The organism is Flavobacterium sp., assembly GCF_046293665.1.
GTDB lineage: Bacteria > Bacteroidota > Bacteroidia > Flavobacteriales > Flavobacteriaceae > Flavobacterium.
Map to the genome: position 1 here is coordinate 17035 of NZ_JBKBOL010000002.1, position 20792 is coordinate 37826.

Annotated in this window: 15 protein-coding genes and 2 tRNA genes; 7 read left to right on the forward strand and 10 right to left on the reverse strand. The window is 36.2% G+C overall.

Annotation, left to right across the window (positions count from 1 at the left end; all coding sequences use genetic code 11):
- Positions 1-2: 2 nt before the first annotated feature.
- Entirely contained in the window at positions 3-1232 is a 1230-nt protein-coding gene (clpX, locus tag ACK4R1_RS04410) for an ATP-dependent Clp protease ATP-binding subunit ClpX (RefSeq protein WP_409684098.1), read from the forward strand.
- A gap of 244 nt (positions 1233-1476) precedes the next feature.
- Here the strand turns inward: clpX and ACK4R1_RS04415 are convergent, their stop codons facing one another.
- The 3 genes from ACK4R1_RS04415 to ACK4R1_RS04425 all read right to left on the reverse strand — a co-directional run bounded on the left by ACK4R1_RS04415 (position 1477) and on the right by ACK4R1_RS04425 (position 6570).
- Positions 1477-2565 carry a serine hydrolase domain-containing protein gene (locus ACK4R1_RS04415; RefSeq protein ID WP_409684100.1) on the reverse strand — a complete coding sequence of 363 codons (1089 nt, stop codon included), beginning with the start codon at positions 2563-2565 and terminating at the stop codon, positions 1477-1479.
- A gap of 21 nt (positions 2566-2586) precedes the next feature.
- The gene (locus ACK4R1_RS04420; RefSeq protein ID WP_409684102.1) at positions 2587-4782 is read right to left on the reverse strand and encodes a TonB-dependent receptor domain-containing protein; all 2196 of its coding nucleotides are present in this window, start codon (positions 4780-4782) and stop codon (positions 2587-2589) included.
- A 255-nt stretch (positions 4783-5037) separates the two neighbouring features.
- Positions 5038-6570 carry a GH3 auxin-responsive promoter family protein gene (locus ACK4R1_RS04425; RefSeq protein ID WP_409684103.1) on the reverse strand — a complete coding sequence of 511 codons (1533 nt, stop codon included), beginning with the start codon at positions 6568-6570 and terminating at the stop codon, positions 5038-5040.
- 80 nt (positions 6571-6650) lie between these two features.
- Here ACK4R1_RS04425 and ACK4R1_RS04430 point away from each other — a divergent pair, with 80 nt between their 5' ends.
- Complete coding sequence (locus ACK4R1_RS04430) at positions 6651-7445, forward strand: DUF2797 domain-containing protein (protein ID WP_409684105.1); 795 nt, start codon at positions 6651-6653, stop codon at positions 7443-7445.
- Between the two features lie 63 nt (positions 7446-7508).
- Here ACK4R1_RS04430 and ACK4R1_RS04435 read toward each other — a convergent pair whose 3' ends face one another.
- Complete coding sequence (locus tag ACK4R1_RS04435) at positions 7509-10124, reverse strand: AsmA-like C-terminal region-containing protein (protein ID WP_409684106.1); 2616 nt, start codon at positions 10122-10124, stop codon at positions 7509-7511.
- A 178-nt stretch (positions 10125-10302) separates the two neighbouring features.
- Between ACK4R1_RS04435 and folK the strand changes: the two genes are divergently transcribed.
- Positions 10303-11439, forward strand: coding sequence for a 2-amino-4-hydroxy-6-hydroxymethyldihydropteridine diphosphokinase (folK, locus tag ACK4R1_RS04440; RefSeq protein ID WP_409684108.1), 1137 nt, complete (start codon positions 10303-10305; stop codon positions 11437-11439).
- Here the strand turns inward: folK and ACK4R1_RS04445 are convergent.
- Entirely contained in the window at positions 11436-11966 is a 531-nt protein-coding gene (locus tag ACK4R1_RS04445; RefSeq protein ID WP_409684110.1) for an RNA methyltransferase, read from the reverse strand. The two genes, folK and ACK4R1_RS04445, sit on opposite strands and share 4 nt — an antisense overlap.
- Positions 11967-12113: 147 nt before the next feature.
- Positions 12114-12578 (reverse strand): DUF1573 domain-containing protein, encoded by a 465-nt coding sequence (locus ACK4R1_RS04450; protein ID WP_409684112.1) that lies wholly within the window; start codon positions 12576-12578, stop codon positions 12114-12116.
- Positions 12579-12730: 152 nt separating this feature from the next.
- On the opposite strand from ACK4R1_RS04450, the gene mutS reads away from it, so the two are divergent.
- From mutS to ACK4R1_RS04470, 4 genes are all read left to right on the forward strand, one after another.
- Complete coding sequence (gene mutS / locus ACK4R1_RS04455; RefSeq protein ID WP_409684114.1) at positions 12731-15337, forward strand: DNA mismatch repair protein MutS; 2607 nt, start codon at positions 12731-12733, stop codon at positions 15335-15337.
- A 142-nt stretch (positions 15338-15479) separates the two neighbouring features.
- Positions 15480-15552, forward strand: a tRNA-Gly gene (locus ACK4R1_RS04460).
- 14 nt (positions 15553-15566) lie between these two features.
- A tRNA-Leu gene (locus ACK4R1_RS04465) sits at positions 15567-15652 on the forward strand.
- Between the two features lie 55 nt (positions 15653-15707).
- Entirely contained in the window at positions 15708-16991 is a 1284-nt protein-coding gene (locus tag ACK4R1_RS04470; protein WP_409684116.1) for a tyrosine-type recombinase/integrase, read from the forward strand.
- On the opposite strand, the gene ACK4R1_RS04475 is transcribed toward ACK4R1_RS04470, so the two are convergent.
- From ACK4R1_RS04475 to ACK4R1_RS04490, 4 genes are all read right to left on the reverse strand, one after another.
- Positions 16973-17242, reverse strand: coding sequence for a hypothetical protein (locus ACK4R1_RS04475; RefSeq protein WP_409684118.1), 270 nt, complete (start codon positions 17240-17242; stop codon positions 16973-16975). The two genes, ACK4R1_RS04470 and ACK4R1_RS04475, sit on opposite strands and share 19 nt — an antisense overlap.
- A 79-nt stretch (positions 17243-17321) precedes the next feature.
- A complete protein-coding gene (locus ACK4R1_RS04480) occupies positions 17322-17489 on the reverse strand; it encodes a hypothetical protein (protein WP_409684120.1) in 168 nt (55 codons plus the stop codon).
- A gap of 19 nt (positions 17490-17508) precedes the next feature.
- Positions 17509-17820 carry a hypothetical protein gene (locus ACK4R1_RS04485; RefSeq protein WP_409684122.1) on the reverse strand — a complete coding sequence of 104 codons (312 nt, stop codon included), beginning with the start codon at positions 17818-17820 and terminating at the stop codon, positions 17509-17511.
- Positions 17821-17839: 19 nt separating this feature from the next.
- Complete coding sequence (locus ACK4R1_RS04490; RefSeq protein WP_409684124.1) at positions 17840-20779, reverse strand: zincin-like metallopeptidase domain-containing protein; 2940 nt, start codon at positions 20777-20779, stop codon at positions 17840-17842.
- Positions 20780-20792 lie beyond the last annotated feature (13 nt).

Here is a 20792-nt window from a genome sequence, read left to right on the forward strand (position 1 = left end):
TAATGGCAAAACAAGTTTTAGAATGTTCCTTTTGTGGGAGAAAAAAACCGGAGACCAATTTGTTAATCGCCGGGATTAATGCGCATGTCTGCGATCGTTGTATCGAACAAGCACATGGCATAGTGATGGAGGAATTAAAAGGAAATGCAGTAAAACAATCGGCAGATTTGGTTTTAAAAAAGCCAAAAGAAATCAGAGCTTTCCTTGATCAATACGTTATCGGGCAAGACCAAACCAAAAAAGTAATGTCGGTGGCCGTATACAATCACTACAAAAGATTGATGCAGCTCCAACACGAAGAAGACGTTGAGATTGAAAAGTCCAACATCATCATGGTAGGCCAAACCGGAACCGGAAAAACATTGGTGGCAAAAACCATTGCGAAAATGTTAGACGTTCCTTTAGCAATCGTAGATGCAACGGTTTTAACCGAAGCCGGTTATGTTGGGGAAGATGTGGAAAGTATTTTGACACGTCTTTTACAAGCCGCCGATTACGATGTACCCAAAGCAGAAAGAGGAATTGTATTCATTGACGAAATAGATAAAATTGCTCGTAAAAGCGATAATCCATCCATTACTCGTGATGTTTCGGGGGAAGGCGTACAACAGGCTTTACTGAAATTATTGGAAGGAACTATGGTAAACGTACCGCCAAAAGGTGGCAGAAAACATCCCGACCAAAAATTTGTAGAAGTCAATACCAAAGATATTTTGTTTATCGCCGGTGGTGCTTTTGACGGTGTGGAAAGAATTATTTCTAAACGATTAAATCGCCAAGCCGTTGGTTACAGCACTTCCAAAAATGTGGATGGAATAGATAAAGACAATTTGTTGCAATACATCATTCCTAAAGACATCAAAGATTTTGGTTTGATTCCGGAAATCATTGGCCGTTTGCCGGTGTTGACACACATGGATCCGTTAGATAAAGCCACATTACGAGCCATTCTAACCGAACCAAAAAATGCTTTAATCAAACAATACGAAAAGTTATTCGCCATGGATGAAGTAAAATTCACCATCACAGACGAGGCTTTAGATTATATTGTTGAAAAAGCGTTAGAGTACAAACTCGGCGCACGAGGATTGCGTTCGTTGTGTGAAGCCATTTTAACCGATGCGATGTACGACTTACCTAGCTCGGACGAAAAACAACTTCACATCGATTTGGATTACACGCACGATGCGTTGACCAAAAATTTACTGAAACGTTTAGAAATAGCTTCTTAATTCAGACTTTGATAAGCATAAAAAAGGGAACACATCAGTTCCCTTTTTTTATTTCCTCCTGAAAGTATTTTTAATTGCTGTACATCTTTTGGTTAATTCGTGTACGGAAATGAAACAATTCCCGTACGGCAATCGCTCAATTCCCGTACGGCAATTAAAATAATTATCAGTAACATTTAAAAATAGCACCTTGATAATTTAACAAAGATCTCTCAATAAAGGGATTTTATGTAGGTATCTGGATTTATTTTTGAGAATTCTCCAAGACCAATTTGGCAATGTTTTGAGTCAGTACCGTGGGTGAAATACAATCACAGTTGGTGAATCCCAATACATAAATGTTTTCACCGGGTAAGTAAATGCCCATTGATTTATACCCAAAAATACTCCCGCCATGTTCTCTGGAATCGCTCTTGTTTATTTTTTTCAAGTGCCAACCGTAACCATAGTTTGTTGCTTCACCATTATTGAGCGAGTAATTGTTGAATAATTTTTGAGTGTTTTCGGTGTTCAATAAAGTGTTGTTGTTTAAAGCCATTTGCCATGTCAGCATGTCTTTTAAAGTCGACATAATAGCGCCGGAAGCAAAGGGAACGCTATAATTAATCACCGTTTTGTTGACATAACCGGACTCTTTTTTCTGATAACCATAAGCTCTTTTGCTAATGATTTGTCTGTCGGTAGCATAATAAGATTGCGTCATACCGATTTTTTTAAAAATATCGTTTTCAATGAAATCTTCATAAGTTTTATCGGAAACTAACTCAATGATATAGCCTAAGATAACATAGCCCGAGTTGTTGTAATCAAACTTTTCTCCGGGCAAAAAGTCAACCGGTTCATTTTTAAAAAAGTCAACCATCATCTTAGGAGTCATTTCTTTCTGAGCAATGTCTTTGATAGATTTCATTTTGGTAAAATCTTTAATTCCCGAAGTATGCGTCAACAAATGATGAATCGTAATTTTATCTCCTGAAGGAAAATCAGGAATATACTTTGACAACAAATCATTAGTGTTCAATATGCCTTGCTGTTGAAGCATCATGATGGCAACGGCTGTAAATTGTTTGGTCATCGAACCAATTTGGAAAACATAATCAGTGGTCAAAGGAACCTCTAATTCAAGATTGGCTTTTCCAAAGGCATTTTGATAAATAATTGCATCATTTTTTGCTACCATGAAAACACCGCCGGGACCATTTTTGTCTTTAATTTCGGTTACTATCAGATTATTAATTCTTTCAGAGAGATCTTGAGAGTAAACAGGATTTATCGCTCCAGTGAAAAGAAATAGTAGCGCATAGATGAATCTGTAGTGATGGGATTGTATCATTTATTTGATTTAAAATTTTGGTTACTTCATAAAACCACCACCCGATTGGTTTTTCTCAATATTGATGTTCGTTTCTTCTTTCTTTAAAGACAAATCCCCAAAGTTATAGGTCAATGATATTCTAAAGGTTCTAGTATCTTGCTTTTGGTAAAACTTGGTCTCCAAATTAGTAGAAGAAATCAATGCATTTACTTCATTACTGTTGAAAACATCAAAACAATGCACTCCGATTTTTAGGTTTTTGTTCATGAACTCTTTGTTGAATGAAATATCAAACTGCTGAATTGGTTTAGTGATTTGGTAGATTTCCCAAGTACCTTTTGGCAAAATAAAATAGGACATAGAGTTCTTAATTCCCCAAGGTAAAATAAATTGCGCTTGCGCCGAATAGTTCCAAATGGGTTTGTTTTCAAACGAAAAAGTATAGCCTTCTGTAGTGGTTTTGATATAATTTACATTAAAGAAAATGTAATTCATGTTGTCCATATTGGCCATTCGTTTCTGGAATTCTTCTTTGCTTTTAAAGAAATAATCCAACGGAACAGGGAACGAAGCAAAGAAACTCAGGGTTTTGGTTTTGTCAAATTGTCGGAAGGTTTGGTTGCTCACCAATTCTCCGGGTTCGGCATCAAAAACAAACCGATTGATGTCATTAGCAATGGTATAATTTCCTCCCAAATTCACAAATTGAAACGCCGTTAATTTCATCTCAAAGTTGTCAAAAAATGTCGGGTTCAAAAACGGATTTCCTTGCGAAGTGTTGTATTGGTCAAAATTAGCAAAGTTATTCGGGTCCAAAACATTGTAATCCGCTTGTTGGATTTTTTTCGAATACGAAGCCGATAAATTCATGTTTTCATTGATTTCGTATAAGGCACTTACATTCGGGAAAAAGTTGGTGTTCTTGAAATTTATCTTAGTTTCATCACCATCTTGTACTGCTAATCGGTCAACTTTGTAATCTTCAAAACGAAGACCGGCAGTGAAATTGAACTTCTTGATTTTTTTTCTGGCTTCAACATAAAAGGCCAAATTGGTTTCGTCGTAATCAAAATCTACAATAGAATTGGAAGCCGAATTCAAATTGTAAATCCCTTTGTCATCCACTTTGATGTAATTGAATTTTCCACCTGTATTGATAGAGAAATCCATCTTTTTGAAAGGAATATTAAAGTCGTATTTCAAATAATAATTGGCCAAATTAAAGTCGATTTTCCCATTAAAGAAAGTCGATTCTCCATTGTTTTGACCGGTTGAGGTAGTGTTTGGATTTCGATTAAAAAAGTTACTATAAGCGGTAATATCAAACATTCTACCTAATGTATCTAATTTGGTTCTGTATTGTAAACTCAATTCGTTCATGCTGTTTTTCATTTTAGACAGCGCATTGTTATCAAAGTCAACTCCGGTTCCGTTTGTGGAAGCTTCGCTTACGATTCGGTCGTTCCCTAAATTCAAATTGTAGTTGAATAGCAAATTTGATTTTCCATTCAATTTATAATTTGTTCCGGTTCTGAAATAAAAATTCCGATTGGTAAATTTGGCCAAATTCTTTTGGTATAAATTTTCTTCCGGAGAAAAAGAGGTAAAGGTTTGGTCGTTTTCATTTTTGCTTTCACTGTCAATATAATTGTAGCCAATCATGGTTTGCCAACTCAACTCTTTGACCTTTCCGTTCAATAAAATTTGTGGACTGGGCTTTTGGTATTTATTAAAATTGTAATTAATATTAAAGCTTGCATTTAAGCCTTTTTTGCGTTTGGTACTAGTTACAATATTGATGATCGAACCACTCGCATCGGCATCAAAAGAAGCACCGGGATTGTAAATGAGTTCTACTTTTTCAATCGCATTTGCCGGTAAAGTGGATAAATAATTTTGCAAATCGGTTCCACTTAAAGAACTCGGAGCACCATCGATATAAATAGTAACACCTTTACTGTTCAAAGTAATCGTTCCTGTTGGTGAAGTAATAACGCCCGGAATTTTTTTTACAGCTTCCAAACTGCTACCACTATTCAACATGGCGTTATCTCTAACATTGATGGTGGTTTTGTCTGATTCGACTTTTAAAAACTGCTTTTTGTTGCCGTAAATGGTAACTTCTTTGAGTTCGTTTGTTTTTTCTGAAGGTTTGGTTTCTTCTGTTTTCGGCGTTTCTTGCGCGAAAAGTGTGCCCGTGACAAGGAAGCACAAGGCAATGCTTAGTGATTTCATTTTTGATTGATTTTTTTGAGGCAATCCAACTAGTTGATTTAGCCTCTGTGATTGATGATTGTCAGTAAGACTTCAAATCAAAAAAAATGTTACAATCAAAAAATCAATTTTTAGCAAATATTTTTTAGCGAAGGAGTTGTTTTAGGGGCTTCAATAGAACATCGTCCCGGACCACAACCCAATCTTTTTGGGCCACAAGACGTTAGAAAGCTGAGTAAGACTATTATCGTGAGGAGTTTTTTCATTGGAACTTTACTATTTGTTTTTAGGAATTTCAACTTGCATACTCAACAACTGTTCCAAATAATCTCTCTGATTCGAAAGTCTTGGAATCTTGTGTTGACCGCCGAGTTTGTCATTCTCTTTGAGCCAGTCATAAAATAAATTTTCACGGGCGACATTAATCTTGAGTTCGTTTAATGTCATGTTGTTATACCGTTTGGCTTCGTAGTCTGAGTTGACAGACTGAATATTTTCGTCTAATGCTTTTTGGAATAAAGCCAAATCTTCCGGATGTTTTTTGAACTCTATCATCCATTCGTGTGAACCTTTTTCTTTACCTTGCATGAAAATTGGCGCAACTGTATAATCAATTACTTCGCAATCTAGCGCTGAACAGGTTTTAGCCAAAGCCAAATCGGTATTTTCTACCATTAATTCTTCGCCAAAAACATTTATGTGGTGCTTGGTTCTTCCGGAAACTCTGATTCGGTATGGGTTTAAAGAAGTGAAACGAACAGTATCGCCTATCATATAGCGCCAAAGTCCGGCATTGGTCGTAATGACCATTGCATAATTTTTGAACAATTCGACATCGGCTAATCGAACTATTTTTTGATTTGGTGTGCCAAAAGTATCCATTGGAATAAACTCGTAGAAAATGCCATAATCCAACATCAACAACAAATCATTGGAATAATTCAAATCCTGAATGGCAAAAAACCCCTCGGAAGCATTATAAATCTCGTAATATTTAAAATCAGATTTCGGCAATATTTTTTTGTATTGTTCGCGATAGGGTTCAAAACTTACACCGCCATGGAAATAGACTTCCAAATTTGGCCAAAGCTCGAACATATTTTCTTTTCCTGATTCGGTTAAAATTCTATTTAGTAAAACCAACATCCAAGAAGGAACGCCGGCAAAACTGGTTACGTTTTCGGTTTTGGTTTCGTTAATAATCGCGGTGAGTTTGCTTTCCCATTCGCTCATTAACGAGATTTTATTGCTAGGCGTACTGCTGAATTCCGCCCACATCGGCATGTTTTCAATCAAAATCGCTGACAAGTCGCCAAAGAAAGTGTTGTTGTTTTCGTGAATCTGAGAACTACCGCCCAACCGCAAACTTTTGCCTAAAAACATTTCGGAATTCTCATTGTTGTTCAAATACATACACAGCAAATCCTTGCTGGCTTTATAATGACAATCTTCGAGCGCTTCGTTGCTAACCGGGATAAATTTGCTTTTAGCATTGGTAGTTCCGCTCGATTTGGCAAACCATTTAATCGGTGTGTTCCAAAAAATATTCTGATAGCCTTTTCGGGTTTCTTCAATTAGTGGTTCTAAATCTTCATAAGAAGAAACCGGAATTCTTTCGGCAAAAGTTTGGTAAGATTTAATGCTTTCGAAATCATATTTTTTACCCAAAACTGTTTCATCACAATTACGAATCAAATTCATCAACAACTCATCCTGAACTTCATGCGGATATTTCAAAAAAAGCTCAATCTGATGAATGCGCTGTTTCAAAACCCAAGAGGCGATAGAATTGATGATTGGAAATAGCATATTTTAGAATTGGGAATTATGAATTACGAATTAGGAGTGATAACTTTACCAAATATAGGAAATAATTTTAAGAATAAAAGATGACATACGAAGGTGTATTAACCAAAATGCAAGCCGAATTCTCAAACCCAATCCAATATTATTTGGTGTTTGAGAACAGTTTTTTAAGCTTGAACCAATTGTTAGACAAATCGTTGGAAATCTCTTTTCAAGGGTATCAATGTTTGAATTGCGGTAAAAAAAAGAAGATTTTCCGTCAAGGTTTTTGTTACGATTGCTTTATGAGTTCCGCCGCCGCAGGTGATTGGATTATGAAACCCGAGTTGAGTACCGCTCATTTAGATATTGAAGACCGCGATTTGGAATATGAAAAGAAAGTCCAATTGCAACCACATATAGTTTATTTGGCTTTGTCGAGCGAGATTAAAGTTGGCGTAACCCGAAAAACCCAAGTGCCAACTCGATGGATTGACCAAGGCGCTGTACAAGCCATTCAGATTGTGGAAGTGCCAAATCGTTACTTGGCAGGAATTACCGAAGTTGCTTTGAAAAATCATTACGCTGATAAAACCAATTGGCAAAAAATGCTGAAAAATGAAGTGCCAACGGTTGATTTGGTTGCTGAAAGAGTAAAACTGGAAAATTTAATTCCAACGGAAGTTCAAGAATTTTATAATCCGAATAAGGAAGATTTATACGAATTGCAATACCCCGTTTTACAATATCCAAATAAAGTCAATAGTTTAAATTTGGATAAATCACCTAATTTCTCCGGAAAACTAACGGGTGTCAAAGGACAATATTTGATGTTTGAAGACGGAACCGTTTTTAATGTTCGAACTTTTGAAGGTTATGTAGTTAAGATAAACGTTTAAAAAAGAAACCCTTTCTGTTGAGAAAGGGTTTACTTCGTCAGTTCGCTTCGCTCGTGTCTTTTTTTATTTTGTTGGCGCCGGCGCAGTTGTTTCTGTTTTTGGGGCTTCTTTTTTCTTTTTGTTGAACAAATCTTTGATCAAGTCGTTCGCTTTAGTCTTCACATCTGTTTTGACATCTGTTTTAGTGGTGTCGGTTTTTGGTTTCGTTGCGTTTGAAATAACATTGTTTAGCGCATCTCTTCCTCCCGAAACTAGTTTGTCTTTTTGTTGTTTTACCAAGTTGTTTACCAAAGTGGTTGTGGCTTGTTTTACATCTGTTGTTACATTCGGACTTTTAAAATTCCCGCTGAGTATCGCATTTATCGGAATGGTTTCAAATTTCTTAGCGTCAGCCGGTGTTAGTTTTGCAATTAAATTATTGATATCGTTGCCTAAGTATTTGGCCGGAACATCCAACTTTACATTGTAATTCATCAATTGATCAAAACCATGAGTTCCTCCGATAGTAGCTGTTATATCTTGGTATTTGATGTCAAATGGTTTTACATTGACTTTTCCGTCTTTGAAAGTTAAGGCCGCTTTCAAATCATTCAAATTTAATTTGGTTAAATCCACAAAACCTAATTTATTATCCAAAGCGGTTAACAAAGTCGAGTTGCTTGAGTTTACAGTAGTCGAAAGCAATTGCCCCAGTAAATCTCCCGAAATACTTTTTAAATCAGGCGTCATTTCTTTAGCGTCTAAATTTCCGGATAGCTTGATCTTAGAATTCAGTTTTCCGTTAATTACACCGGCAATTGGCGCTATTTTGCTCATCATTTCCAATTGGGTAAAGGTTTGCGCAATATCAACGCCGTTTAAGCCTAAGTCCATGTTGAATTTCGGGGTTTTTTCTTTGGTGGAAACATCACCGTTAAACGCAATTGAGCCCCCAAAAATATCGGTTTTCCCGTTTTCTAAAGTCGCTTTTTGATCTTTGATAATTATTTTTCCGGATACATTTTTTAAAACTAAATTGTCATATAAAACGGTGTTAGCTTTGGCTGTTAACGAACAATTCAAAAATGCCGGGATTTTCATGGGTTCACTTGATTTAGCGTCTTTCGCCGTTTCTGTTCCGGTGGTCATAAAATCACTTACCGCTAATTGGTTTGAATTCAGATTAAAGTTTCCTTTCAGCTCTTGGTTTTTAAAGATAAAACCATAGAAATTTTCCAAAACACCGGTTACGGCTAAATCGGTTTTTCCGGTTGTGGCATTAAACTGTTGCAAGTTCACTCGACTTGGATCAAAGGAAACCAAAGCGCGATTAATGTTCATTGTTTTTCCATTCTCATCGGTATAATTGAAACCGGTTAAATCGATTGTGCCTGCATTTTTGATTCGGGCATAATCGCTCTTTTCTACCGATTGCATGTCGAATTCCGTAGTCACATCGGCTTTTAGAACGCCGCTTAACGGTTTGTCTAATTTTACCGGATAAGCTTTCGTTAGATTACCTAAGTTAATTGTCCCTTTTAAATCGGCATTTACCAATGCATTTTCGGCTATGTTTTTAATATTGGCTTTCGCACTAAAAATGTCTTGGTCAATCTGGAAAGACAATTTATCCAAGTTGACATAAGTATCATTCATTAAACCGGTTTCGTTGATAATCTTGGTGTCAATGACAATATTTTGCACTGATTTAGGCAAGTTCGGATATTGGAACGAAGCATTATTTGAAGCGATATCGATGTTGAATTTCGGCACAGTAGTATCGGTTAATTTTCCTTTGGCAAATCCTTTTACGATGAAATCTCCACTGGTTTTCACGTCTTTTAAATTGCTTGAATATTGCGCCGGAATCAAGCCTAAAAAGTTTTTAAAAGAAGAGGTTGGTGTTTCAAAAGTCAAATCATAAACTTGTCCGTCATCAACCATTTGAATAAAACCATTAAATTTCAAAGGCAATTCGTTGATTTTGGCTTCGTTTTCCTTAAAGGTATATTTGTTTTGGTCTAAATCGATTCCTAAAATCGCATCCAATGAAATCGCTACGTTTTTCATGTAGTTGACTTTGTCCATGTCAAGGGAAACTTTGGTAGTGGTTTTGGTTGCTAAATCCAATTTAGAAGCCGCAAAATCTCCGGTTCCTTTGTGATTGATGCTGTCTAAAACCATTTTGATTTTTGAACGCTCATCGTAATATTTGAACTTGAAGTTTTCAACGGAATATTCTTTTATTTTTAGTGAAAGCGGTTTGCTTTTTTCATCATCGGCTTTACTTTCTTCTTTTAGGGCGATGTCAAAATTGCCAACACCATCTTTGTTAAAAATAATATTAATCAGTCCGTTTTTAGAATCAACACCGTCAATAATCATAGGTTCGTTATCGCCTTTGAATAATTCCTTGATAGACATTTTCAGATTCAATTCTTCAAAAGCCACTAAAGTATCACCATCAAATGGTGCTTTGTTAATGATGGATAGTTTTTCAATATTCACACTCGCATTCGGAAAGTTTTTAAACAAACTCAAATCAGCATCGGTGAAAGCAACTTTAGCATCGACTTTTTCATTGATAGCAGACAAAATTTTGGCTTTGATTTGGTCTTTAAAGAAATACGGAATCGCAAAAGCGGACACTACAAGGAGCAACAAAACAATTCCGACTATTTTTAAGATTTTCTTTAACATGATGTGATAGATTTAGTTACGCATTAGCTAAACAAAAATAATGCCTTTTCGGCACAAAGCGGTTACTATTTAAAGAAGTTTTATGATTTTAAATTAATCAAATTGTTGAGAAATTGTTATTAACAGTCGGTTAGTTTTTGTCTTTATTCTGAAATAGTTTTAGTTAATTTGTGCTTCTATGAACAAGCAGCATCAAGTCATACTTTCTTTAGGTAGTAACCAAGGCAATCGTCTCGAAAATATTGAGCGATGTATTGCTGATTTGCACAAGGAAGTCGGTACCATAATCCGAGTTTCTAAGCTTTATGAAACACCGTCTTGGGGTTTTGAAAGCGAGAAATTTTACAATTGTGCAGTGGTTGTGAATACCCATAAGTCGGCAGAACAAATTCTCGAAGAAGTATTGTTGCTCGAAGAAGCATTGGGCAGAGTTCGAGAAGAGAAAGAAGGTTATCAAGCCCGTATTATAGACATTGATGTCATTGCTTTCGACGAGGAAATTATTGCTTCTGAAAAGTTGCAAGTACCGCATCCTGAAATGCAAAATCGACTTTTTGTGTTGTTGCCAATGCGTGATTTAAACCTTGATTGGCGTCATCCGATTTTACAAAAATACTTGCATGAATTGTTGGTGCTTTCAGAAGACAAGAGCAACTGCAAAGTGGTTCAAAATCTTGAAATCCCGATTGCCAAAATCAAATTAGACCATTTCAATTACATCGCGATTGAGGGAAATATTGGTGCCGGAAAAACCACTTTGACCAATAAATTGGCCGAAGATTTCAATGCCAAGACCGTTCTAGAACGTTTTGCAGACAATCCTTTTTTGCCGAAATTTTACGAAGACCAAAATCGTTATGCGTTTCCACTAGAGATGTCTTTTTTGGCCGACCGATACCAGCAGATTTCTGATGATTTGGCACAGTTTGATTTGTTCAAAGACTTTATTGTTGCCGATTATCATATTTTTAAATCGTTGATTTTTGCTAAAGTGACTTTGGCAGAAGATGAATTCCGTTTGTATAAAACGATGTTTGATATCATTTACAAAGAAATGCCGAAGCCCGATTTGTATATTTATTTGTACCAAAGCACCGAACGTCTTTTGGCCAATATTAAAACCAGAGGCCGAAGCTATGAACAAGAAATTCCGGCGGAGTATTTAGAGAAAATCAACAATGGTTATTTGGATTACATTAAATCACAAAAAGATTTAAATGTTTTAATTGTTGATGTAACCAATCGAGATTTTTTGAACAACCAAGACGATTATGTTTTTGTTTTAGAAGAAATTCGGAATAAGATTTCCATTTAAAACTTCATTTTTTGGAATAAATCCCAAACGACAATACCGGCACTTACCGAAATATTTAATGAATGTTTGGTTCCAATTTGTGGAATCTCAATAGAACCATCACAGATTTCAATTGCTTTTTGAGACACTCCATAGACTTCATTACCAAAAACCAAAGCGTATTTTTTTTCTTTCTCAACCACAAAATTTTGCAAAAAAGTAGCATTTTCTACTTGTTCAATGGCAAAGACGTTGAAGTGATCTTTTTTTAAATCTCTAATAACAGTTGTCACTTCTTTTTGATACTCCCAAATTACTGTTTCTGTCGCTCCTAAAGCAGTTTTGTGTATTTCTTTATGTGGCGGAATGGCGGTAATGCCACACAGGTATATTTTTTCAATTAAAAAAGCATCAGCAGTTCTGAAAACTGAGCCAATGTTGTGCAGACTTCTAATGTCATCAAGAATAATAACGATTGGTGTTTTTTCGGCTTCTTTAAAGTCGGCTACAGATTTTCGTTCTAACTCTTTGTTTTCAAGCTTTCGCATTCTTATGTTTTATAAAATTGTTTCACTAGTTCAGCCAGAGCTTCGTATCGCTCTTCTGTCTTTCATGAACGGCAAAGATATTCAAAAAAAAGTCCCGTCTAGTTTTTAGAACGAGACAGGACTTTTCGAATTTATAACTAAGTATAATTAACTTTTAACAGGCTCAACTTTTGTTTCAGCTGGTAAAACATTTCCTTTGATGGTAAGCACTTTAGTTTCTTGACCTACTGCGTTTGATTTTATAGTTACCGTTTTGGTAAAAGGTTGTCCGGCTCTTGAAGTATCATATTTAACTCCAATTGATCCTTTTTCCCCTGGTTGAATTGCTTTTTCAGGTTTTGTTGGAACAGTACATCCGCAAGAACCTTGCGCACTTTCGATGATTAAAGGTTTTGTTCCGTTGTTTACGAATACAAATTCTCTTTTTCCGTCAGAGTTAGCAGGAATAGTCCCGTAATCGATAGTTTCGTTTTCGAATAACATTCCCGGTCCGTCTACTTTTGGAGTTTCAATTTTAGCAGTTTCTTTTTTAACTACTTTTTTTGCCGTTTGAGCATTAGAGTTAGTAACGCCAAAAGCAACTAAGGCAGCAAGTAAAATTATTTTTTTCATTTTTAATGTTTTTTAAGTTTCTGAAGCAAATCTATTTAAAATATGAAACCGAGTCTTTTTTTTTGCCTTAATATTAAATTAATTTTTTTTGCATCAGCTATTCGACCTAAAATATTTAAATTCGCTTTCTTATAAATTTAATTCGAAATCCATTGTCAGCCAAAGAAAACAAAGTCAAGGAAACGCCTTTAATGAAGCAATACAACGAGATCAAAAGAAAGTATCCCGATGCTTGTTTGTTGTTCAGAGTGGGCGATTTTTATGAGACTTTTGGAGAAGATGCCGTTCGTGCTTCTAAAATTCTCGGTATTGTTTTAACTAAACGTGGTGCAGGTTCGGAAACAGAAACCGCTTTAGCCGGATTCCCTCACCATTCTTTAAATACTTACTTGCCTAAGTTGGTCAAAGCAGGATTGCGCGTAGCGATTTGTGACCAATTAGAAGATCCGAAAATGACCAAAACTATCGTCAAGCGCGGTGTAACCGAATTGGTAACGCCCGGAGTTTCGATGAATGATGAGGTTTTGAATTCGAGGGCTAATAATTTTTTGGCTTCGATTTATTTTGGAAAAAAACAATTAGGAGTTGCGTTTTTGGACGTTTCTACCGGTGAGTTTCTAACGGCACAAGGCAATGAAGAATATATTGATAAACTGTTGCAAAACTTCAGTCCAAGTGAAATTTTGATTCAAAAGAATAACAAAGGTAAATTTAAAGAAAGTTTCGGCGAAGATTTCAATGTGTTTTACCTTGAAGATTGGGTTTACAAAGAAGATTACGCAGCAGAAACTTTGCAAAATCATTTCCAAACCAATTCTTTAAAAGGTTTTGGCGTTGAAGAATTACCCGATGGCATCATTGCTTCAGGGGCGATTCTCTATTATTTGTCTGAAACGCAACACAATAAAGTTCAACACATCACCAATATCCAACGAATAGCCGAAGATGCTTATGTTTGGATGGATCGATTCACTATCCGGAATTTAGAATTGTACCACAGTCATTCTCAAAATGCCGTAACGCTTTTGGATGTGATAGACAAGACGCTTTCGCCTATGGGTTCAAGATTATTGAAACGCTGGTTGGCTCTGCCTTTGAAAGATGTTAATAAGATAAGAAGCCGTCACGAAGTGGTTACTTATTTGAAAGATAACCAAGAAATTCTTCGAAAAATACAATACCAAATCAAACAGATTTCCGATTTAGAACGTTTGATTTCGAAAGTAGCTATCGGGAAAATTTCGCCTAGAGAAGTTATTTATTTGAAAGAATCTTTAGACGCCATTATCCCAATAAAAGAAATCGCTTTAGCCAGCAAACAAGAAGCTGTTCGAGTAATTGGCGACAATTTGCATGCTTGTGATTTGCTTCGCGAAAAAATAAAAACGACACTAAATCAAGATTCACCGGTTTCGATTGCCAAAGGAAATGCTATTGCCGCCGGAATTCATCCGGAATTGGATGAACTGCGAAATATAGCTTTCTCTGGGAAAGAATATTTGGAAGGCATCGAAGCGAGAGAATCTGAAAGAACCGGAATTACATCGCTTAAAATATCCTTCAATAATGTATTTGGTTATTATATTGAAGTACGAAACACGCATAAAGACAAAGTGCCGTCGGAATGGATTCGAAAGCAAACTTTAGTTAATGCCGAAAGATATATTACTGAAGAATTAAAAGAATACGAAACCAAAATTCTTGGAGCCGAAGAAAAAATTCACCAAATCGAAAGCCATTTGTTTGAGCAATTGGTGATTTGGATTGGGACTTATATTAAACAAGTACAGTTAAATGCCAATTTGATAGCCCAATTGGACTGTTTGACTTCTTTTGCGCAATTGGCTATTGAAAACGATTATGTATGTCCGATTTTGGATGATACTTTTGAGTTGGAAATTACCAATGGTCGTCATCCTGTGATTGAAAAACAATTGCCGGTTGGCGTGCCTTATGTAGCCAATGATGTTTTCCTAGACAGAGAAACGCAACAACTCATTATGATTACCGGACCTAACATGTCGGGTAAGTCGGCGATATTGAGACAAACGGCTTTGATTGTGCTCTTGGCCCAAATGGGAAGTTTTGTTCCGGCAGAAAAAGTACGAATGGGAGTGGTGGATAAAATTTTCACTAGAGTTGGTGCCAGCGATAATATTTCGATGGGTGAATCGACTTTTATGGTGGAAATGAATGAAACCGCTTCTATCTTGAATAATATTTCAGATAGAAGTTTGGTGCTGTTAGACGAAATAGGTCGTGGAACCAGTACGTATGACGGAATTTCGATTGCTTGGGCTATTGCGGAGTTTTTACACGAAAATCCGGCAAGACCTAAAACCTTGTTCGCCACACATTACCATGAACTGAACGAAATGAGCGAATTGCTGCCGAGAATTCAAAATTATAATGTTTCGGTAAAAGAGTTAAAAGACAATGTGCTTTTTATTAGAAAATTAGTAAAAGGCGGAAGCGCGCACAGTTTTGGTATTCACGTAGCCAAAATGGCCGGAATGCCGCAGATGGTTATCCAAAAAGCGCAAAAGTTGTTGAAAAAACTGGAGAAAAACCATTCCAGCGACGCACTCAATACGATTAGATCTTCTAAAGATGAAATGCAACTCAATATTTTCAGTATGGACGATCCTTTATTAGAAGAAATTAGAGAAGACATTCTAAATTTAGACATCAATACTTTGACACCTGTTGAAGCTTTGATGAAATTAAATGAGTTGAAAAGAATGTTGTTGAAAAAATAAGTTGTGTCGCTTGATTTTGCTAATCAAGGGATTAGAATTTCTAAAAGTTTTTTTCAAAAAAAGGTTTGTATAATTCAATTTTAGTGTTACATTTGCATCCGCAATACGGTATAAGTATTGTTGTTCTTACAAACTTTGAAATGCGAAAATAGCTCAGTTGGTAGAGCGCGACCTTGCCAAGGTCGAGGTCGCGGGTTCGAGCCCCGTTTTTCGCTCAACTACTTATAATGCTCGAGTGGTGAAATTGGTAGACACGCTGGACTTAAAATCCAGTGAACAGCAATGTTCGTGCGGGTTCAAGTCCCGCCTTGAGTACAACAAAAACCCTTTATTTTAAAGGGTTTTTTTGTTTTTGCAGGTTTCATTTCACATGAGAAGAATTGAAATTTATATTCAAAACGCACCTGTAAATGCACCTGTAAAAATTACTATCAACGTAATGGAAGATTTGTTCTCAGAGGTAAAATTATACAAGACAACGGACAAGGATGGAAATCCTACAATTGTTCCTGGCAAAGCTTGGTATATTTATTACTACTATAGAAATCCTGTAACTGGGTTGATGGAAAAGAAACAAGATACTTGGAAAATCAATCGCTACAAAACCATTGCCGAAAGAACCAAAGCCGGTAATGCTTCGGTAAAGGCACAATTGCTTTTACTTCAAAATGGTTTCAACCCTTTTCATGCTGAAGGCATTCCTATTGTCAAAGACAACTTCGACTTTGAAAACTACACTGTTAAAGATGCCATTACTTACGCATTAAATAATAAGGCGGGAGAACTGAAAACAGCCACTATTGATGATTATACCACTAGAGCCGGTGTATTTGTTGAATGGTGCGTGAATAATGGCTTAGACGGCCTAAATGTTCGCGAACTGAAAGAGGTTCACATGATTGGTTTCTTTAATCATTTAGTTGCTCCGGATGGCCGTAATCTTGGAATGACTTCACAGGATAATTATAAACGTGCGTTGTCGTCATTGTTTGGCAAGTTGAAAAAGGATAAATTAATAGAAAAGAACATTGTAGATTTTGAAACCTCGAAAGATGAACCTCTAAAAAACACGCCTTTTACCGGTCCCGAAGTTCTAAAAATAAAAGAATATCTTTTGGCCAATGATGTGCAGCTCTACAATTATATTTTGTTTGTGATTTATGAGTTTTTGCGACCAGTTGAGATTGTCAGACTGAAAGCTGAAAACATCAATTTTAAAGAAAAAACACTAGCGGTTGAAACCAAGACTAGCCGTAAGAAAACTAAAAAACTGATTTCGCCTGTAATTGAATATTTAGAAAGCATAAATGTAGATTCGTTGGCCAGCGGTGTGCATATTTTTACCAATACGGGAAAATTTGAAATTTGGGATGCGAAAGAGAAAACCAAAACAGATCACTTTGGAAACCGTTTCAAAAAAGTAAAATTGGCTTTAGGATTTGGCAAAGATTATGGCATTTACTCTTTTCGTCATACTGCTGCACTCGACCTTTATAAAACATTTACAAAAAACGGCGCAACTCATACTGAAGCTGTGAGTAAATTAATGCCAATTATTGGCCACTCGAACGAAGAAACCACCGAAAAGTATTTGCGTGATGTGGGCGCTTTGTTGCCAAAAGATTACGGCGAATTTTATACGTTAGATTTTTGAGATAAATCTAAACCGTTCAGTTTTATTTTCAAATTACTGTTTAATAAATCTTTTGAAAGTTGTTTTTTTAGATAAGCATGGTACTGCTTTTTGGTTTTGAATTTTTTGAGAATTTTTCCGGATTGTCCATCACGAATTACAACTTCATTAATCTTAAAATTTTCAGGTAAATTAGAAAAGTCAGCAATTAGTCTTTGAATACTATTGTGACTTAAATGCAAAAAGAAATCTTCAAGTTCAAAATGTGCCATTATTTTTTTTACTAAATTAATAAAAAAACCGAAACAAATTGCTTTGCTCCGGTTCGGGAAAATAAAAGATTGGACCCCGTTATTTTTTCTTTTTGGTTGTTGCTTTCACAACTTTTACAACGCCGCCACCTTTAATATACTTGTAGCCCTTTTTCAAGTGTGTTCCGCATGAGGTTAGTCCAGTTGATTTTGATACTCTTACCGTTTTGCTTTTAGCCGGTTTTGATGCTTTTTTCTTTGTTGGCATGGTTTCTATGGTTTAATGGTTATGTGAAAATATTATACTTTGCAGATAATGCGTCGAATTGTGCCAAAATGTTAGCCGGTAGTGGCTTTTGGTAAATTGGTTTTACAAGAACGTCAATTATTAATTGTAGTTCCTGTTCGCTCATTCTGTCAAATACTTTGAGTAAATCAGGGTTTTCTCTTTCGCTTTGCGATAATTGAGGAGCTAACCAATTTAAAACAGTTGTTTTTCTATTGGTTGTAGATGCGATTGCGGTTGATTTCTTTTTACTTGCTAATCCGATTATTGTTGCTGCTAATACAACTCCTAAAATGACTTTTCCTGTTGACATGGTTGGTTTGGTTTAATGGTTAAATTCTTTCTATTTCTTCAGAAAAATGTACTTCTTCTGGATCTACTTCTTCGGTGTTTTCTTCTAGCCATTCGGCGTAACCTTTTGGATCGCTTTCGGCAAATCCTTTTTCCCAAATTACACGCTTTCCAAAACCATAACGGCCACGGTTAGAAATGACAAAGTTTTCAACGTTCATAATGGCATCAACTACGTGCATCCAACCTTCATCGCCTTTGAATGTTCCGGCTTTGGTCACTTCAAAAATCAAGATGAATGAAACTTCCGGGTATTTTCGCATAAAATTAGCCTTAAACTCTTCGGGCTTAATTTTCTCAAGTCGAATGTAATCTGAAATCATATCGATAAAAACAAATTTGTATTTACCGGTGGCAATTTCTTTTTCTAAAGCTGCCAATGTATTGATGTCGCTTGGTTCTGCTTTTGGGTTGTTTGATAGTCCGCTTTCTATCCACAATTTTTGTGTAGAAAGGTTAAAACCTTGATCGGCGAAATTGTAAAGAACGTTACCAAATTTGGTCAAGTAATTGGCCAACTGCAAAGCGGCTGCCGTTTTACCGTTTTTAGGCGGCCCGAACATCGCAATTTTCATATTGGCTGCCGGTTCTTGCATTAGCTTTTCCCAACCGTTATCCATTGGCAAACTTTCAAACTCCATTTGCATTAGTTTGTTGCTTGGTTTTGGTTGATGAACTACAATTGCTTCAGCAGTAACGGTTTCTTTGATAATATCAACTATTTGTCTTGTAGTATCATCCATTGGCGCATTGATATAAACCGGAATGTTATCTTGAATAGGCGATGCCAAAATCTCAATTGGTTTTGCCAATGCTAATTTTAACTGTTTCCCGGATTTATTCGTTTTGGCTTTTTGAGTTGGTTTTGGTTTTATCGTTGCTTTATTCTCATTTTTTTTCGTGATATCGGAAACCTTTTTTGAATTATTCGCAACATTTTGAGTTTTGGAATACTTTTTCCAATTGTCCGATGCTAATTCTTTATCGTAGCGTTTCTTTTGCACTGCGGTTAACTTAATGGTTGACTTCTTCGGATTAAACATTTTGTTTAACTCGATAGAAATAGCTTGTTTACCGTTAACCAAAATAATAGGTTCGCCTTTAAGAAATTTGGCCCAATCTTTTGATTTTATAGTTTCAGTTGCGCCATTTTGCAAATGAATTTTTATAACTCTTTGACTGTATTTTTCAGGCGTAACATGATATTTGATAATTCGTTTTGATTCGGCGCCTTCTATTGGTTGACCTTCATATTTTATAAACACAAATCGACCTTTCAAATCAGGAACTTGAATAGGCGATTTTTGCGGTTTAATTGCTGTTTTCGGTACAGTTGAAACCTTTTTTGTTACGGTTTTACCCTTTTTTGTTACGGGTTTGGTGGTTTTTTTACCAACAGTAGGTTTAGCCGGTGTAATTTTTTTGGCTTTGGGAGTTTTAAGTACCTGGTCTTTTTCTTGGTTACGGTCTAAAATCCAATTGGCCGCTTTTTGCGCTTGCGCTGAAGCTTTTAAGAAGAAACGGTTATCGTTTTCCAATTCGGTAATTAAACGGCTATTCCAACCTTTTAAATACTTAGCGGAATTCTCTACTGTGGTAAATAAAATACCGGCTTCTGAACACAAGAAAACGGCTCCCAGTTCGGCTACCAATTCTTCGAAAGCATACGCTTTTTTATCTTCTTTGCCGCCATCACGTTTGCGGTTGTCATTGCCTCTGTCTAATCGTTTTGAATGTCCTGTACTGTGAATTATTTCGTGGAAAAAAGTAGAGTAGTAGAATTCTTCTTTGGTAAACGCAGCAATCTTAGGCATATTAACCAAATCGTTTGCCGGTTGGTAATAAGCATCTGCACCAACAAAAGTATATTTTGGTGGTTTTGGGTAGCCGTCAATAATGGCTTGTGCCTGTTCAATAGGCGATGTTGTTTTTGGCTTTGGTTTTGGTGGAAACTTTAATCCGGTGCAATCATCGGCACGGTAAACGTTGTAGTATTTAACAACCGGTATTTTTTTTCCAAATTCCTTAACCTGTTCTGCTGTGATTCCGTTTGACTGGATGAAAGAACTGTATTTACCTTTGTCGCTTGTGGAAATTTCTAAATCGCCATTTTTATAACCAAAAATCATCGTGTAATAAATTACTCGATGTGCTTTGCTTCCTGCTTTTAGTGTTGCTCCGGCTTCTTGAATTTGATTGAAAGTAAGGTAATAAGGTTGAATAAATTTAATAGGCACTAAGTAATTATACCCGGTTAATTTGTCGAGTTTAATATCAAAGTTGAGCAAAACGAAATTGATTCCGTTGTACGTTTTTTTACTCACATAGTTTTTGGCTTCATTTTCGGAGCCGCCGCCAACCCATTCTTTTTGCCATGGCAAATGACCTACTTTTTTGATGGTGTTAATTATCAAATCAGTAACATAGTTGTAAATGTCATTTGGAGAAACCGGCTTGCCTAATCCTGTAAATTCGGCTTCTTCTGAAATGTATTCAAGACCGTGAAGCATTGATTCATCAATCGGCGTTTCAACATAAGGAGAAGCTAAACCAATAATGTTAGCGGCTTTTCTAATTTCGTTTCGTGCTCCGGCCGGAAGTCTTTTTTTGTGGTAAGTGATAACGCCGTTTTCTTTGATGGTGGCCAACTTAACTTTGTCTTGGTAATAAACCAGTTCGTTTCCTTTTACAATGGCATCAATTTTGCCTAATCCGGTAAATTCTTCTTTGATTGGGTTATCAAGTTCCAACTCAAATTGTTCAACATCAGGATAAGCTTCAAGCAATTTTTCAACTCGGTTTAACAATTCCGTGTTTTGTTTGCTTGGTTTTTCTAATAGTGCTTTATCGCGAAGTTCTTCGAGTGATTGGCGTGTAGCAATAGTGCCACCCAATCGGTTGAATTGGTTAATTACAGACATTTGGCTTTGGTTT